Here is a 15,535-nt window from a genome sequence, read left to right on the forward strand (position 1 = left end):
TAATTTTCAAATAGTTAGCTAAAAAATTTTTAACTATTATTGATTTTTTTTCAAAGGCGTTGAAGCGACCATGATTTCATTACAGAAAATGTGCTATTATGGAAAAATCATTCTGGTTATCAAATGATATGCTAATAGATTGCAGTTTGCTAAAAAAATATTATTAATGTGCTATACCACCGCTTAAACTAATGGCTATTATGGCTAAAATTATGAAACCTATTAATACATACAGATAATCTTTTTCAAGAGAAAAGCTAAATATGGCGAATACGATACGGGCAATGGGCGTGAAGATAAGCATTAAAACCCCAAACTGAACAATGGCATCGCCTTGAAGGCTTGTTACGCCTTTTAAGATTTCTAACACCGATGAAAATTTTGATACCTCTGGCGTAAACACTTTATAATCAATAATTGCACCGTTGTTGTGCACCAAAAAGATAACCCCACCGATTAATACGATGCTCATGGAGATGATTACGCCTGCTCTTAGGAGCGTTCCTAATAAAACCTGAATGTCTTTTTCTTTAATCTCTCTCATTACATTATGCCTGATATGCCTTTATAAATCATTTGAAGTGCTAAAAATGTAACTACAATAGCGAATACAATTTTTAATTTATCAGTATTTGTTCTTAATAAAATTTTTGAACCAATGGTTGCGCCTGCCAATACACCAATGCAAACCGGCATTGCAATGCCAGGATCTATTTGCCCACGATGTAAATAAACAATTGCGCTTGCAGCGGCAGTAACGCCCATCATAAAATTACTGGTGGTGGTAGATACCTTAAATGGCAAACGCATAATATTATCCATTGCGATAACTTTTAAAGCGCCACTGCCTATACCTAACAAACCTGATAGTGTACCAGCGAAAAGCATCATAAAAAAACCACCTGGAACATTTTTAACAGCATAATTATATTCTACACCTTTATCTGGATAACTGCCATTAAGCTTGAAGAATTTTGCCCATCTATTTGAATAGTCCATAGTAGAATGGTCTACCTTTTTTTTCAAAGTCATGATGGCAGAGAAAATCAAAATACACCCAAATATGATGGCAATATAATTTGCATTCAGGTAAACAGCAATTACAGCTCCGCAAATTGCTCCAACGGTAGTGGCGATTTCCAGAAACATACCTATCCGGATATTGGTAATTCCTTCTTTTACATAGGCGGCTGCAGAACCCGAAGAAGTAGCAATTACAGAAACAATTGAAGCACCAATTGCATAATGAATATCTACACCTAAAGCCAAAGTTAGTAACGGAATAATAATTACACCACCCCCTAAACCCGTTAAAGAACCTAATAAGCCTGCTAAAAAAGCACCCAATAACACAATAATCGTAAATAATAATACCGACATGTGGGCAAATATAAGCGACTAATTATAGGGAAACGAAAGATTAAAGCAATAAAATAAAGTCTATATGGTATATGGAAGATGTAAAATGGGAGATGGATTAAGGAAGATTGATAGTAGGAAATGGTTAATAGTAAATAGGCTTGAGCATCAACTACAGTTACAAATTTTAAGATATTGAGTACGCTAAACCAAATAAGTTGACAAAAAATTGGTTGGTGAACGGTATACCGACGGCATAGCGACGGCATACCGACGGTCAAAAGACGGTGAAAGACTCATATTTAAACGTCAAATACGTCATTAAGCGACAAATACGACATATTCAAAATTCAGTCACTCAGTCATTCTATAATTATTTCCCCAACCTCTTAATCATCTCGGCACTTAAATCTCTTCCATCATTTAATCTGTTAGCGAAGAAAGATTTTGCAGCTTCGAAGTGTTCTTTGTAACCTTTTAAATCTCCGTAACCAATTATCGATGCCCACTCATGTACCGCCGTATGAAATTCCAAATCGTCTCCACGGATGGATTTATCATACAAAGCGGTTTGAATAGACTCCTCAAGCATATCTTCATTTTTAAAAAGATATTCGGCTATACCTAAACGAAGTTTGAATGGAGGTGTCTGACAAATTAAGTTATCGTAAGGATTGACACCCATTTTGTACCAGGCATAAACCATACTCAATAAACTTAAATGCGAGTTTGGTTTTTGTTTATGATTAGCATCAGATAAGCTAAATTCTTTCATTATGTTATCATCTAATAGCAATAGCTTTCGACTTTCGTGAAATACAAAATCGCGGGCAGCATAAATTTTTGCTCTAAAGTCTGTTTCATTTTCGCAAATCATTAATTTGAAAAGTTCAGATTCTGCTTGTGCGTAATATTTAACTTGCTTTTGAGCATAAGGGTTTAAAATTGCCAAACCTGCGTAGATGTGAGATTTGTAACTGAAAATTCTGAGCGTGGTTAAGATTTTAACATTATCTATACCTCCGGAATAGGAAGGATTATCCCACGGAAAAAAACCAGCGTTTTTCCAAGCTGAACCCATACTTTCAAACCCCATGTGGGTAACAGCTTGTGTATCGGCAACAATTCTGTCATGCTCATGAAAATCATCCATTTCGATAATGTTTGATTTTAATGATTTATATATTTCTAATGCTTTTGAATAAACCTCATCTGTTGCCCGGTGCCTAACCACAACTAAAGTTTGTCCTTCAGGACTAAAGGCCGGACCGTGTAAAGAATGGCACGTTACTATTTGCGTTTCTTTAGGAAGATGTTTCTCAAAAGCAGCAATCTCTGGATGTTTTACAGAAGTTTGCCCCGCAACTATTGCCCCGTATTTTGTTGATAGCGCAAAATCTGCTACAACTTCATCGATTTTCTCTGCCTCAACACAGTAAATTATAAAATCAGATTTTCTTGAAACTTCATGCCCATCATTCAAAATTTCAATACCTCTTGGTTCAAGCTCTTGCTTTAAATCGTTGTAGCGCAAAGGTATATCTGCTCCACATACCTTATAACCAGCTTTTGCAAACGATTGGGCATACAATTTTCCCATATCGCCTAACCCAATAATTCCTATTTGCATGAAACAAATGTAATCTATCAGAAATTAATTTATAATAAATTATATAAAAATGTAGTTTTACATTTTAACATTTACATTTAAACTATGCAGAAAATTAAACACATCCTTTATTGTTTAGGAGCGCTACTATTTTTAAACGTTGCATTTGCACATGCACAGCAAGATACATCAAAGAACACTGACCCATCCTTAAACGGACAGTATCAGTTTATGTTAAAAAAATCTAAAACCTTGTATGGAGCAAAACTCATTAATCCGGCTAGGTTAACAAGTTTATGGAAAAGTGTAAGCGATACATTGCGTAAAGAACGAAAACAACTAGTAGAATCTAAACAGCAGATTAAAACTCAGGCTGAAAACATTTCCAGTTTAAAAGGTGAGGTATCTGGCAAAGAGAGTTCGTTAGCGAGCGCTACGGCTTCTGTAAATGAAATTAATTTTTTAGGAATTTCTTTTAATAAGGGCACTTACAACACAATTGTATGGGCAATCATTATTGTTTTGGCTGCTGCATTAGCTATTGTTATACTCCAAACCGGGAAATATAGAAAAGAAGCAACTTACCGCACACAACTTTATCAAGAAGTAGCAGATGAGTTTCAGGCACATAAGGTTAAGGCTAAGGATAAAGAGATGAAACTTGCCAGAGAGTTACAAGATGAACGGAACAAATGGGACGATATGGGCAGGAGATAAATATCAAAATAGGTTCGCTATAAAAAACGAACCTATTTTTTTGCTAAAATTTTCGGAAGCTGTATCGCAATCCGATTTCAAACTCGCCATTACTATAATTTTGCAAAGCTGAAGTATTTGTGGTGTACTGAAGCAAAAGCTGAAGTTTACGTTGATAATTGAGCGCAGCTCCAAATGTTACGCTATTGGTACTGTGATAAATACCACTTACCGCAAATTTTTCTTGCAAAAAACCAAAATTTGCGCCTAGATCTAAAATGCCTTTATAATTTTCAATCCCTCTAAATACAATTTTCGGTTCAATTACATTAAGGGTTTGACTTTTTGTTTTAATTTTATAACCAGCTCCAACGAAATAGATGGATCTATCTACAACATTTCTAATTTGATCTCGCTTAAAAAATCTTTTCAAATTTGGCAATGAGCCTTGAACTGTTAGTTTATCGTTTCTATAAGCTAAGCCAAAATCGCCATCGAGATATAATTGTCTATCTCTGAAATTAGCTAAAACATCGTCATTCACATCGCCTATGGCTTTACCTAAATCAAGCCATTCATTCATTACACCAGCAGATAATCCAAAATCGATATAACTGGAATCTCGGTTAAGTTTTAAGTGATAAGCATAACTAAACGTTGCTCTGGTTCTGTTTATTAAACCTGCACTTTCATTATAAATTAATATCCCCAAACCTACCTTTTTGCTTTTTAACTGTAAATCGCCAGTTAGGTACTGAATTCTTGGAGAACCTTTAATACTTGTCCATTGTGCTTTGAAAGCACCATTTAGATTTATCATTGTATCTATACCCGCCATTGCAGGGTTAGCCAAATATTGATTTTGGTAATAAACACTGCCCATTGGATTAAGCTGACTATATGCTGGTTGCAGTGCAAAAATTAATAACAGCCCTATGATGTATATTTTTATCTTTTTCAAAGCCGTTATTTTTTATAAATTATAGAGATAAAACCTTTAGCAGTACCGGCATTATCCAAATCGATAATGTAGTAATAAGTATCTTCAGCAAGAGGCTTTCCATTAAAATATCCGTCCCAATCATTTTGATAATTTGAAGCACTGTAGATAACGCGTCCTGCCCTATCAACTATCTTAATCTTATTATTTAGATATTTTTCTAAACCTTTCACCACGAAGAAATCATTTTTTCCATCTCCGTTTGGCGTTAGAAAGTTGTTAACCACAATTAAATCATTTGCATTTTGCGATATTATTATTGGCTGTAAAAATCCCTGGGTTAAACTAATACCGTTTGATTGAAAAGTTTCAACCAATACCATTTCACCAATTGAAAAATCGAAATATAAATTATTGATTTTACCATAGCTACTTGCTGCATTTACAACCTGTGGAAGATTGGCGGGTATATTTGTTTGCGCTTTAGTAGTCAGAAAAAGACACGCCAGCATCATACAGCCTATAATTGAGTAGAGTTTGCTCATTGCGATTACTGTGAAATTTTTACCCAATCCGTTCCGTCACTTTGAATCGTAATAACCTGATTAATCGCCGGCGCTGCAATTGCAGTTCCATCAGGATTTACCACAGCTGTTACAAAACTTAAAGCAGCAGCAGAACCATTTATAATTCTATAAACTCTGCCTTTAACATCAGCAGCAGCAGGTAAGGTAATAGATGTAGCCAATGCCCCAAGAATTCTAACTGAATGATGACTCTCATTTAAGGTTAAACTTCCTCCTGTTGTATATCTTAAAATACCAGCTGCAAATGAGCCATTGATATTTAACGTACTTGTTGCTGATGGAGCAGAAGTTGCGGTACCCAAACCATTATTTAAAGTTAATGTACCACCATTGGATGCCATTTGCCCTGAAATTAATGGCAATGCAGTATTGGTATTTGCAATAACTAATGTATTATTGTTGGTAGTTAAGGTACTGCCAGCATTATTTCCAATTAAAATATTGCCAGTACCTGTAGTTATTGCCGCACCAGCAGAGTGTCCAAGTGCTGTATTATCATTTCCGGTATTAAATGTTAATGAGTTACTTCCAATACCTGTATTTCCAGTTCCACTAATATTCCTTATCAATGAATTTGTACCAATTGCAGTGTTATCAGAGCCAGATGTATTCACCAATAATGCTTGCGAACCAAATGCAGAGTTATTAAAACCACTCATATTTCTTTGCATTGCCAAATAACCAAAAGAGCTATTCTCGTAACCAGAATTATTTAATGAAAGCGATTCTTTACCGAAAGCACTATTATAATATCCTGTAATGTTATTAGTTATGGTCCTATAGCCATAAGAAACATTCAAATCTAAAGAATTGCCTATTCTTCCAGATTTTTGACCATTTATTGTGAAATTAATGGCAACGTCATCTGTGTTACCCAAAAGGTTTGTTACATTATCTTGATTGCCTGTATTACCCCTTAATGCCCAGCCCGAAGAATTAATAAATGCATTTCTACTAATCAATTCTGGTACACCTGAAGTTGTATTGGTAATATATACCTTATTTGCATCTGTTACCCCAGCGGTAGTTAGTTTTGCAACAGATACAGATGCGTTTGCGAGTTGAAGTGTACCAACAGCTGCATCATCAATATTTACAGTTTTAACTTCTTTACTACCAATTTTTACAGAAGTTACTGCCGCATCTGCAAGCTTTAAAGTAGCAACAGCTCCATCTGCCAACTTAAGAGTGGTTACTGCTCCATTATTAATATTTACAACAACGTCTTTTAGCAAAGCTGATGCTCCATTCGCATCGACACTTAAATCTGTTGAGCTTAAAGATTTTCCGCCACTGATATTCCCTACATCTAAAGTTACAGGTTTCCAGATTGAACCATCAAACAATAATACTTGATTATTTAGAGGATTTGGTGCAGATAAGGTTTTACCTTGAAGATTAGCCACAGTAGGATTAGGATAGTTGCCTGCTAAATCTCCTCCGGCAACGCCGGTAGATGGGCCAACCGGTCCTTGTGCACCTGTTGCACCAGTAACTCCTTGAAGTCCGGCAGGACCTGTTAAACCAATTGGGCCTTGCGGACCTACTGCACCAGTAGTACCTTGTGCACCCGTTGGTCCGGTTGCTCCGGCTGGGCCTGTTAAACCAATGGGACCTTGTGGGCCTACTGCACCTATATCACCTTTTAAACCTTGTGGTCCAGCCGGGCCTGCTGCTCCTGTAAGCCCTATTGGACCTTGCGGACCCACTGCTCCGGTACTACCAGTTGCTCCCACTGGTCCGGTTGGTCCGGCAGGACCAGTTAAACCAATACTTCCTTGTGGGCCAGTTGCACCAACATCACCTTTTATTCCCTGAGGACCAGCGGGACCTATAGCACCCTGAGGACCAACAGCTCCGGTAGCACCAGTATCGCCTTTAGCACCAGTTGGCCCGTTAGCTGAATACAATGCGTATGGCACACTAAGGAGTTGAGCTGTACCAGCTAGAATAAAATTGCTTCCATTGTCAGGATCTATTTCAACCTTAATAAACTTTAAGCCTGTGCCCCAAGTAACAGCAGCCATTGTTCCTGTTGTAGATGTGGCTCCAGCACTGCCAATAATTACACTATATAACCCGAAAGGATTGGTTACAACATTTCGAACTTCTGTATATTGAGCATTTCCGGTTGAGGTTGCATCCAGTATACTAATTCTTAAAGCGATGCTCTTATTTGATAATGGTGTCCCATTTGTATTTCTAGCAGCTCCTTGATAGTTGAATTGCTGAGGTGCTTGTGCCTTCGCAAAAAATGCCATGCCAACGAATAGCAAAGCAATTAGTAAATTTCTTTTCATTTAACGGGAATGTGATCTTTTTAGAAAAACAATGCGGATGAAGGCACAGCTTAACTCTCAAATCTAATAATTAGTATAACCTGACTAGTCAAGTTTACACGAAATGCTTCAGAACTTTAAGAAAAGCTTAAAAAAAATAGCATAAACACTGATCAAGAAATTTGTTTTTTACACAAAAGCAGATTATGAGATTAAAAACCTATTAGAAATTAACCAAAATTACACCTGTTTTATCTAATGATTATGTTTCCGAAGGGAAAGAAATCCCCTTAATGTTGCGGTATAAATCTACAGCATATAAATCTGTCATTCCTGAAACGAAATCTAGTACACTTTGCGTTCTGGAGTAAATATCTGTTTTATCAGTATGATACTGCTTAGGAATTAGTTTTACTAATTTTTGATAATAGTGCGTATTATTATGAATTAATGCAGGAACAAATTCTTCCAAAAGCCCTGCCATTATTTTATAACCAGCAACTTCTTTTTGAATAACAGAGGAGAAATTATAAATTCTTTCTATCGAGATTTTTTCTACAGCCTTCCATGCTGTTATATATGGCTCGGGTAGTAAATCAGTTAAGCTTTTATTTAAAGTTCCATTTAAAAGGTTTTCCTGTTCATTATAAAATATATCAGCACAAATTGTTGTCAGCGTATTAATCGCCTTGGCTCTTAACAATCCAATTTTAGCATCATCATCTTCATAATCGTTTTTAAGCCTATCTTCAATTGTTTTAGAATTGGCAAAAGGAATTAAAAAGTTCTTTACTTCTTCGTATGATAGAATTTTTAACCGATGAGCATCTTCCAAATCAATAATGCTGTAACAAATATCATCAGCTGCTTCAACCAAATAAACCAATGGATGACGTTTATAAATTAAGAATTCTCCTTCCTCTTTCTCCATTCCTAATTCAGAAGCGATTTTCAAAAAGCTATCTTGTTCTGATTGAAAAAAACCATACTTTTTTCTGTGCAGCAAGCCCTTTTGCTTGCCTGCAATAGAGGCGCAAGGATACTTTGCAATCGAAGCAAGTGTTGAATATGTTAAGGCGTAAGCATCATTCCCCTTACCTTTTAACGGATGGGTTAAAATTCTAATTGCGTTGGCATTCCCTTCAAAATTGATTAAGTCGTGCCATTGCGATTCATTCATTTCCTTTTGATAGGTCTTACCATCACCATCGGTAAAATATCTTGAAATTGCAGCTTCTCCAGAATGCCCGAAAGCAGGGTTGCCTAAATCGTGAGCTAAAGATGCGGCTGCTACAATATTTCCTACCTCGTTTATTAATGGAACATCTTTAATTAAATTGAGATTTTTAGCTTCTAAATTGCTTAGAAAAAGATTAGCCATAGAACGGGCAACACTTGCTACCTCTAAACTATGTGTTAAACGGTTATGTACAAAAACACTTCCTGGTAATGGGAAAACCTGAGTTTTGTTTTGCAACCTTCTAAATGGCGACGAAAAAATTAACCTATCGTAATCACGCTGAAAATCAGAACGTGCTCTATCTGTACTTGCACCATACTGTTCTTGTCCAAAACGTTTATTCGAAAGTAACCTACTCCACTCCATGAATTATTATTTAGTAGTGCGCAAGTTAAGCAAAACTGAAAAATGATAACGAAGATTTTAACCGGATTAACATATTTGCCTAATTATGAAAGCAATAAAACAAAACCATTTGAGTTCTTGCGTGTTTTTTATACTTAGCGCATTAGGTTATGAAAACGAGCATATATAATAAACAAGAACATCTCGAAGGTTTTGTTGGTAATGTAGAAGAAGCCAAGCACAAATCGGATGTACAGAAAGCTTACGAAAAAGGTAATGATGGAGACGAAGTTACAAGTTTTGGAAAGGAGCCAATTTCGAAAATTGCAGCAACAAAAATCGCCAGTGGAGGTAAAATTACCGCAAGGGATGGGTTGGATAATACAGGAACCCAAGGAGCAGATTCTTTAAGCGATGATACTTATAATAGCAATGATAAAAATCCAACGATTGAAAGCGCCACAAGTGGGACTGGAAGTTCATCAGAAGATTTTAAAAATCAAAATATAAAACAACGTGATGAAGATGACGTGTTAAATACAGGAATTTAATTTAGATAAAAAATGAGCTTATTAAAATATGTGATACTTGGAGCAGCAGCTGTTTACGGGTATAATTATGCAACAAAAAAACGTGTTGTTGATGGGAAATCTATAATTGATGATTTAAAAGATCAAGCACCAGATTATATAGAAAGGGCAAAAAGATTTGGAGATAAGGTTAAGCAAGACTTAAACCAAACCAATGGATTATATTAAGCATCATTATTAGTAATAGACAACAAGGATCAGTAATTGAATACAGATTCCCCTGTATAATTATTGATCCTTGCCATTAAGTCCTTTTTCCTCTGCCCTGTTTCTTGATGATAAATCATCATTTTCAATAATATTAGCATCCTTTAATTTGCTAGAGGCATCTTCATTTTCCTTACTTACATGCTCAGGTGTGTTTTTCCTTTTAAAAGCATCAGGGTCGGAACTATGACCATAAGTGTCATTATCCAAATCTCTATCGGTTTTGCTATTACCTTGATTTTCATGCTCAAGATTTTTATTATCACTATTCATTTTAATTTTTTTAAGGTTATTACAGTATTTATAACACTTAAAATTTTAAAAGGTTTATATTCTTTTTATAGATAACTAAATGACGAAATGCTTTGGTAAACAAAATGGGAATTACCATGTTTAATCATGTAAAGCAATATTAATCCGTATAAATACAATGATTTGAAGTACAAACACGGACTTACACATTTTAAAATATTTCGATATTTGAAACTGAACTAACTAGATTTTCCACACAGAAATTGAAAAATTACATTAAAGTATTACTCGCTGAGGATCATGCCATTGTTAGAAATGGAATTGCTGCACTCTTAGAAAAAGAAGAAGATATTAAGATAATAGCCGAAGCAAAAAATGGAGCAGAAGTCTTAAGCTTATTAGAATCGGGAATTGACCCAGATTTAATTTTAACTGACATTAATATGCCTGATATAAATGGCATAGACCTTATTACTGCCGTTAAATCTAATTACCCCAAAATTAAAGTGCTTGTTTTAACCATGCTTGAGCATGAAAAATATGTTAATCAGGCATTAAAAGTTGGCGCTAATGGTTATTTACTTAAAAATGTAAATATTGATGAAATTATATTCGCCATTAATCAATTAACCAAAGGTTATAGTTACATCTGCACGAGTATTTCGCTAAACTTATTAGCTAAAGCAGATTCATCTCAAGACTATATTTCACAGAAATTCAAAGAAAATGTAGAGATTTCAAAAAGAGAAATTGAAATACTTAACTTAATTGCTCAGGGCTTTACAAATAGTGAAATTGCGGATAAATTATTTACAAGTAAAAGAACAATAGAAGGCAATAGGCAAAATTTGCTTGAAAAGACAGGGACTAAAAATACAGCAGCTTTAGTAAATTTTGTTGTTAGAAATAAAATTATCGATTAGTCACAAAATTAATTAAGAAACGCCTTTTTCTTGATCAACATTACCAGATAAATCATCCACATCACTTTTATCTGAGCCATTTGTGTCTCTCTTTTTAGGAGGTTTTTCCATTCTGCTTTCTTCTAAATCAGAAAAATCGCCATCTTTTTGATTGGCAACTTCACCATGAGATGATGGTTTTTCCTTTAACGCCTCTTTCGGATTGGCAAAGTCTTGTCCTTCAATTGGCAAATCTTCTTTTTTTACTGGCTTTTTCATAAAGTTAAAACCTGTAAAATACCCTTTTGTTTCAAAAAATTAAGCATAAAAAAAGGTTGCAATTTGCATTGCAACCTTTTTTGTTTTTAAAATCAATTAAACTTTGATTTCAACTTCAACACCACTAGGTAATTCAAGTTTCATTAAAGCATCAACTGTTTTAGAGTTAGAGCTATAAATATCTAATAAGCGTTTATAAGCGCATAATTGGAATTGCTCTCTTGCTTTTTTGTTTACGTGTGGAGAACGTAAAACAGTAAAGATTTTTTTCTCTGTAGGAAGTGGAATTGGACCACTTACAACTGCACCCGTAGGTTTAACAGTCTTTACGATTTTCTCAGCAGATTTATCTACTAAGTTGTAATCGTAAGATTTTAATTTAATTCTGATTCTTTGGCTCATCTTATTTTTAATTATGATTCCCTGTTAGAGCTATTAACAACAGGAACCGGATTTATCTTTGTGATTAAGGATTAAGGAACAAGGATTAAAGACACAAATCTTTTATCCTTGCTCTTTGTTCTTTAATCTAAAACTAGTCTTCAGATTTTACTCTTCCTTTAGATTTAGCTACAACTTCATCTTGAACGTTTTTAGGCGCTGGCTCGTAGTGATCAAACTCCATTGTAGAAGTTGCACGACCTGAAGTGATTGTACGTAATTGAGTTACATAACCAAACATTTCTGAAAGTGGAACTAATGCTTTGATAACTTGTGAACCATTACGAGTATCCATACCTTGCAACTGACCACGACGACGGTTCATATCACCGATAACATCACCCATGTTTTCTTCAGGAGTTAAGATTTCGATTTTCATGATTGGCTCCATCAAAGAAGGTCTACATTTTGGTAAAGCCTCACGATATGCCATACGAGCAGCAAGCTCAAATGATAAAGCATCTGAATCGACTGCGTGGAATGAACCATCAATCAAACGTACTTTCATATCTGGAAGTGGGTAACCAGCTAACACACCGTTAGTCATTGCCGAAGCAAAACCTTTTTCAACTGAAGGGATAAATTCACGAGGAATTGAACCACCAACAATTTCATTTACGAATTGTAAACCACCTTTTTCAAAATCTGCATCAATTGGAGAAATTACAACTTTAATATCAGCAAATTTACCACGACCACCTGATTGTTTTTTGTAAACCTCACGGTGTTCAGCTGTACCGAAGATAGCTTCTTTGTAAGCTACTTGTGGTGCACCTTGGTTAACCTCTACTTTAAATTCGCGTTTTAAACGGTCAATTAAAATATCTAAGTGAAGCTCACCCATACCAGAGATAACTGTTTGACCAGTTTCTTGGTCAGTTTGTACTCTGAAAGTAGGATCTTCTTCAGCTAATTTAGATAATCCCATACCTAATTTATCTACGTCAGCTTGAGTTTTAGGTTCGATAGCTAAACCGATAACTGGCTCAGGGAAGTTCATAGACTCAAGAATAATTGGGTTTTTCTCATCGCATAGTGTATCACCAGTTTTGATATCTTTAAAACCAACTACAGCAGCAATGTCACCAGCAGCTACGTTAGGCACTGGGTTTTGCTTGTTTGCGTGCATTTGGAAGATACGAGAAATACGCTCTTTACTTTCTGAACGAGTATTGTAAACGTAAGAACCTGCTTCTAAGTTACCCGAATAAACACGGATGAAACATAAACGACCTACGAATGGGTCAGTTGCAATTTTAAATGCTAAAGCTGCAAATGGTTCTTCAATACTTGGTTTTAATAAAATTTCAGCGCCAGTATCAGGGTTAGTACCAGTAACACCTTCAGAATCTAAAGGCGAGGGCAATAATTCCATTACGTAATCCAACATGGTTTGTACACCTTTGTTTTTGAAAGATGAACCACATACCATAGGAACGATTTTAGCATCTAAAACAGCTGCACGTAAAGCGTCTAAAACTTCACGCTCCGTAATAGTTTCTGGTGCGTCGAAGAATTTCTCCATTAAAGACTCATCATAATCAGCAACTGATTCTAATAATTTCTCTCTCCATTCCGCAACCTCATCAATCATATCATCAGGAATTGGCACTTCAGTAAAGGTCATACCTTTATCGTGCTCATTCCAAACAATACCACGGTTGTTAATTAAATCAACAACACCTTTAAATTGATCTTCAGAACCGATAGGTAATTGCAATGGAACTGCATTACTACCTAACATATCTTTAACTTGCTTAACAACTTTTAAGAAGTCTGCTCCAGAACGGTCCATTTTGTTAACGAAACCAATACGAGCAACATTATAGTTGTTAGCTAAACGCCAGTTAGTTTCTGATTGAGGCTCAACACCATCAACAGCAGAGAACAAAAACACTAAACCATCTAATACACGTAATGAGCGGTTTACCTCTACGGTAAAATCCACGTGTCCTGGTGTATCGATAATGTTCATGTGATAGTTCTGGTTTCTGTATTTCCAGTTAACTGTAGTTGCAGCAGAAGTAATGGTAATACCACGCTCTTGCTCTTGTGCCATCCAGTCCATTGTTGCAGCACCTTCGTGCACTTCACCAATTTTATGACTAACACCAGCATAATAAAGGATACGCTCAGTTGTTGTAGTTTTACCTGCATCAATGTGAGCTGCAATACCGATATTTCTTGTAAATTTTAAATCTCTTGCCATTATATTTTTTTGTTGATTTATCTGATTTTAAATGATTACACCGATTATGTTAAAACAACAAATCGGTGTAATTTATCTAATCAGTATAATCTTCTAATTAAATCTGTGTAATCTTACTAATTTGTAAATAAACTACTAGAAACGGAAGTGAGAGAACGCTTTGTTAGCCTCAGCCATTTTATGCGTATCTTCTTTCTTCTTAACAGCAGCACCTTCACCTTTAGCAGCAGCAACGATTTCGCCAGCTAATTTCTCTTTCATCGTTTTTTCACCACGACGACGAGCATATAAAATTAACCATTTCATACCTAGAGCTGTTTTACGTTCTGGTCTAACCTCAGTTGGAACCTGGAAGTTAGCACCACCAACGCGGCGAGATTTAACCTCTACAGCTGGCATAATGTTAGTTAAAGCACGTTTAAATATCTCTAAACCGTTTTCACCTGCTTTTTTCTCAGCAATTTCAACAGCATCATAAAAAATAGAATAAGCGATAGATTTTTTACCATCGTACATCATATTGTTTACAAAACGAGTTACCTGAACATCATTAAATTTTGGATCAGGAAGAATAATTCTCTTTTTTGGTTTTGACTTTCTCATTTCTTATTTCCTCCCGATTATTTTTTCTTTCCTTTTGCAGGTGCAGCAGCTGCTTGACCTGGTTTAGGACGTTTAGTACCATATTTAGAACGACGTTGGTTACGACCAGCAACGCCTGATGTATCTAATGCACCACGAATGATGTGGTAACGTACACCTGGTAAATCTTTAACACGACCACCACGAATCAAAACGATTGAGTGCTCTTGTAAGTTGTGACCTTCTCCAGGAATGTAAGCATTCACCTCTTTACCGTTCGTTAAACGAACACGGGCTACTTTACGCATTGCTGAGTTTGGTTTTTTAGGGGTAGTGGTGTACACACGTGTACATACACCTCTTCGCTGTGGACAGCTGTCCAACGCTGGAGACTTACTCTTGAACTCCAGTGCTACTCTACCTTTTCTAACTAATTGTTGAATAGTTGGCATTGTGCTTTTTTATGTTTTTTATTAAAAATTTACCGCTCCCCCGGCATCCTTGCAGATAGCCCATAAAACGGACTGCAAAAGTAGAACAATTCTTTTTATAAATCAAGGGGTTAGGAGAAAAAGTTTAATGTGGTAAGTAATAAGTTTTAAGTTGAAGATTAGGGCGTTGCAAATTTTAAGTAATAGGCTCATCATGGCTTAATTTATTTCGGCATCTCAATCTAAGTGATAGTTTTTTTTAGAAAAGCAATTTCTGTAATTCTTTTATTCGGTTCGGCCCCGCTAGTGCTCCAATCTTTTTAACATCTGCAATGCTTAGTTTAAGTTGGTTTTTCATGGAAAACAGTTAATAATAATTTAAGACACTACAATAAAAAGTATTTCCGCGTTTATCGGGTTTAAATTACTTTGGTTTGTAAAGCTATGAAGGATTTTCCCTGCAGAGGTTTAAGTAAAATAGCCCTGTATTCTATGGTTTTTGCAAATAAAAGGTTAATTAATTTTTCTGAGTAGCATTAATTTAGGTTGCTATTTCGGCAAGATACGGTGTTCCTCTTTTTACGGCT

At 35.6% G+C, this 15,535-nt stretch carries 17 protein-coding genes; 4 read left to right on the forward strand and 13 right to left on the reverse strand.

Annotated features, from left to right (window positions below):
* Nucleotides 1–163: 163 nt before the first annotated feature.
* The 3 genes from QWY86_RS10340 to QWY86_RS10350 all read right to left on the reverse strand — a co-directional run bounded on the left by QWY86_RS10340 (nt 164) and on the right by QWY86_RS10350 (nt 2,989).
* Nucleotides 164–544, reverse strand: a complete 381-nt coding sequence (locus QWY86_RS10340; protein ID WP_290241662.1) for a DUF1634 domain-containing protein — start codon at nt 542–544, stop codon at nt 164–166.
* Entirely contained in the window at nt 544–1,380 is an 837-nt protein-coding gene (locus tag QWY86_RS10345) for a sulfite exporter TauE/SafE family protein (protein WP_290241664.1), read from the reverse strand. The genes QWY86_RS10340 and QWY86_RS10345 overlap by 1 nt, the downstream gene beginning before the upstream one ends.
* Nucleotides 1,381–1,732: 352 nt before the next feature.
* A complete protein-coding gene (locus QWY86_RS10350; protein WP_290241666.1) occupies nt 1,733–2,989 on the reverse strand; it encodes a prephenate dehydrogenase in 1,257 nt (418 codons plus the stop codon).
* An 84-nt stretch (nt 2,990–3,073) separates the two neighbouring features.
* Here QWY86_RS10350 and QWY86_RS10355 point away from each other — a divergent pair, with 84 nt between their 5' ends.
* The gene (locus QWY86_RS10355; RefSeq protein WP_290241669.1) at nt 3,074–3,685 is read left to right on the forward strand and encodes a hypothetical protein; all 612 of its coding nucleotides are present in this window, start codon (nt 3,074–3,076) and stop codon (nt 3,683–3,685) included.
* Nucleotides 3,686–3,728: 43 nt separating this feature from the next.
* On the opposite strand, the gene QWY86_RS10360 is transcribed toward QWY86_RS10355, so the two are convergent.
* The 4 genes from QWY86_RS10360 to dgt form a co-directional block, all read right to left on the reverse strand.
* Complete coding sequence (locus QWY86_RS10360) at nt 3,729–4,625, reverse strand: PorP/SprF family type IX secretion system membrane protein (RefSeq protein WP_290241672.1); 897 nt, start codon at nt 4,623–4,625, stop codon at nt 3,729–3,731.
* Between the two features lie 5 nt (nt 4,626–4,630).
* Nucleotides 4,631–5,149: a T9SS type B sorting domain-containing protein gene (locus QWY86_RS10365; protein ID WP_290241674.1), complete on the reverse strand. Its 519-nt coding sequence runs from the start codon at nt 5,147–5,149 to the stop codon at nt 4,631–4,633.
* A gap of 5 nt (nt 5,150–5,154) precedes the next feature.
* Nucleotides 5,155–7,491: a DUF8740 domain-containing protein gene (locus QWY86_RS10370; RefSeq protein ID WP_290241675.1), complete on the reverse strand. Its 2,337-nt coding sequence runs from the start codon at nt 7,489–7,491 to the stop codon at nt 5,155–5,157.
* A gap of 241 nt (nt 7,492–7,732) precedes the next feature.
* Nucleotides 7,733–9,076: a dGTP triphosphohydrolase gene (gene dgt / locus QWY86_RS10375; RefSeq protein WP_290241676.1), complete on the reverse strand. Its 1,344-nt coding sequence runs from the start codon at nt 9,074–9,076 to the stop codon at nt 7,733–7,735.
* Between the two features lie 149 nt (nt 9,077–9,225).
* Here dgt and QWY86_RS10380 point away from each other — a divergent pair, with 149 nt between their 5' ends.
* Nucleotides 9,226–9,606, forward strand: coding sequence for a hypothetical protein (locus QWY86_RS10380; protein WP_290241677.1), 381 nt, complete (start codon nt 9,226–9,228; stop codon nt 9,604–9,606).
* A 12-nt stretch (nt 9,607–9,618) separates the two neighbouring features.
* Nucleotides 9,619–9,813, forward strand: a complete 195-nt coding sequence (locus QWY86_RS10385; RefSeq protein ID WP_290241678.1) for a YtxH domain-containing protein — start codon at nt 9,619–9,621, stop codon at nt 9,811–9,813.
* A gap of 60 nt (nt 9,814–9,873) precedes the next feature.
* Here the strand turns inward: QWY86_RS10385 and QWY86_RS10390 are convergent, their stop codons facing one another.
* On the reverse strand, nt 9,874–10,125 hold the full coding sequence (locus QWY86_RS10390) for a hypothetical protein (RefSeq protein WP_290241679.1): 252 nt from the start codon (nt 10,123–10,125) through the stop codon (nt 9,874–9,876).
* Nucleotides 10,126–10,367: 242 nt separating this feature from the next.
* Here QWY86_RS10390 and QWY86_RS10395 point away from each other — a divergent pair, with 242 nt between their 5' ends.
* A complete protein-coding gene (locus QWY86_RS10395) occupies nt 10,368–11,027 on the forward strand; it encodes a response regulator transcription factor (RefSeq protein WP_290241680.1) in 660 nt (219 codons plus the stop codon).
* 12 nt (nt 11,028–11,039) lie between these two features.
* On the opposite strand, the gene QWY86_RS10400 is transcribed toward QWY86_RS10395, so the two are convergent.
* The 5 genes from QWY86_RS10400 to rpsL form a co-directional block, all read right to left on the reverse strand.
* Nucleotides 11,040–11,285 carry a hypothetical protein gene (locus QWY86_RS10400; protein ID WP_290241681.1) on the reverse strand — a complete coding sequence of 82 codons (246 nt, stop codon included), beginning with the start codon at nt 11,283–11,285 and terminating at the stop codon, nt 11,040–11,042.
* A gap of 96 nt (nt 11,286–11,381) precedes the next feature.
* Nucleotides 11,382–11,687, reverse strand: a complete 306-nt coding sequence (rpsJ, locus tag QWY86_RS10405) for a 30S ribosomal protein S10 (protein WP_008244591.1) — start codon at nt 11,685–11,687, stop codon at nt 11,382–11,384.
* Between the two features lie 133 nt (nt 11,688–11,820).
* Nucleotides 11,821–13,935 (reverse strand): elongation factor G, encoded by a 2,115-nt coding sequence (gene fusA, locus QWY86_RS10410; protein ID WP_290241728.1) that lies wholly within the window; start codon nt 13,933–13,935, stop codon nt 11,821–11,823.
* A 135-nt stretch (nt 13,936–14,070) separates the two neighbouring features.
* The gene (gene rpsG / locus QWY86_RS10415; RefSeq protein ID WP_056097505.1) at nt 14,071–14,538 is read right to left on the reverse strand and encodes a 30S ribosomal protein S7; all 468 of its coding nucleotides are present in this window, start codon (nt 14,536–14,538) and stop codon (nt 14,071–14,073) included.
* Between the two features lie 17 nt (nt 14,539–14,555).
* Nucleotides 14,556–14,969: a 30S ribosomal protein S12 gene (gene rpsL / locus QWY86_RS10420; RefSeq protein WP_010599925.1), complete on the reverse strand. Its 414-nt coding sequence runs from the start codon at nt 14,967–14,969 to the stop codon at nt 14,556–14,558.
* Nucleotides 14,970–15,535: the final 566 nt, after the last annotated feature.

The organism is Pedobacter aquatilis, from assembly GCF_030409415.1.
GTDB lineage: Bacteria > Bacteroidota > Bacteroidia > Sphingobacteriales > Sphingobacteriaceae > Pedobacter > Pedobacter aquatilis.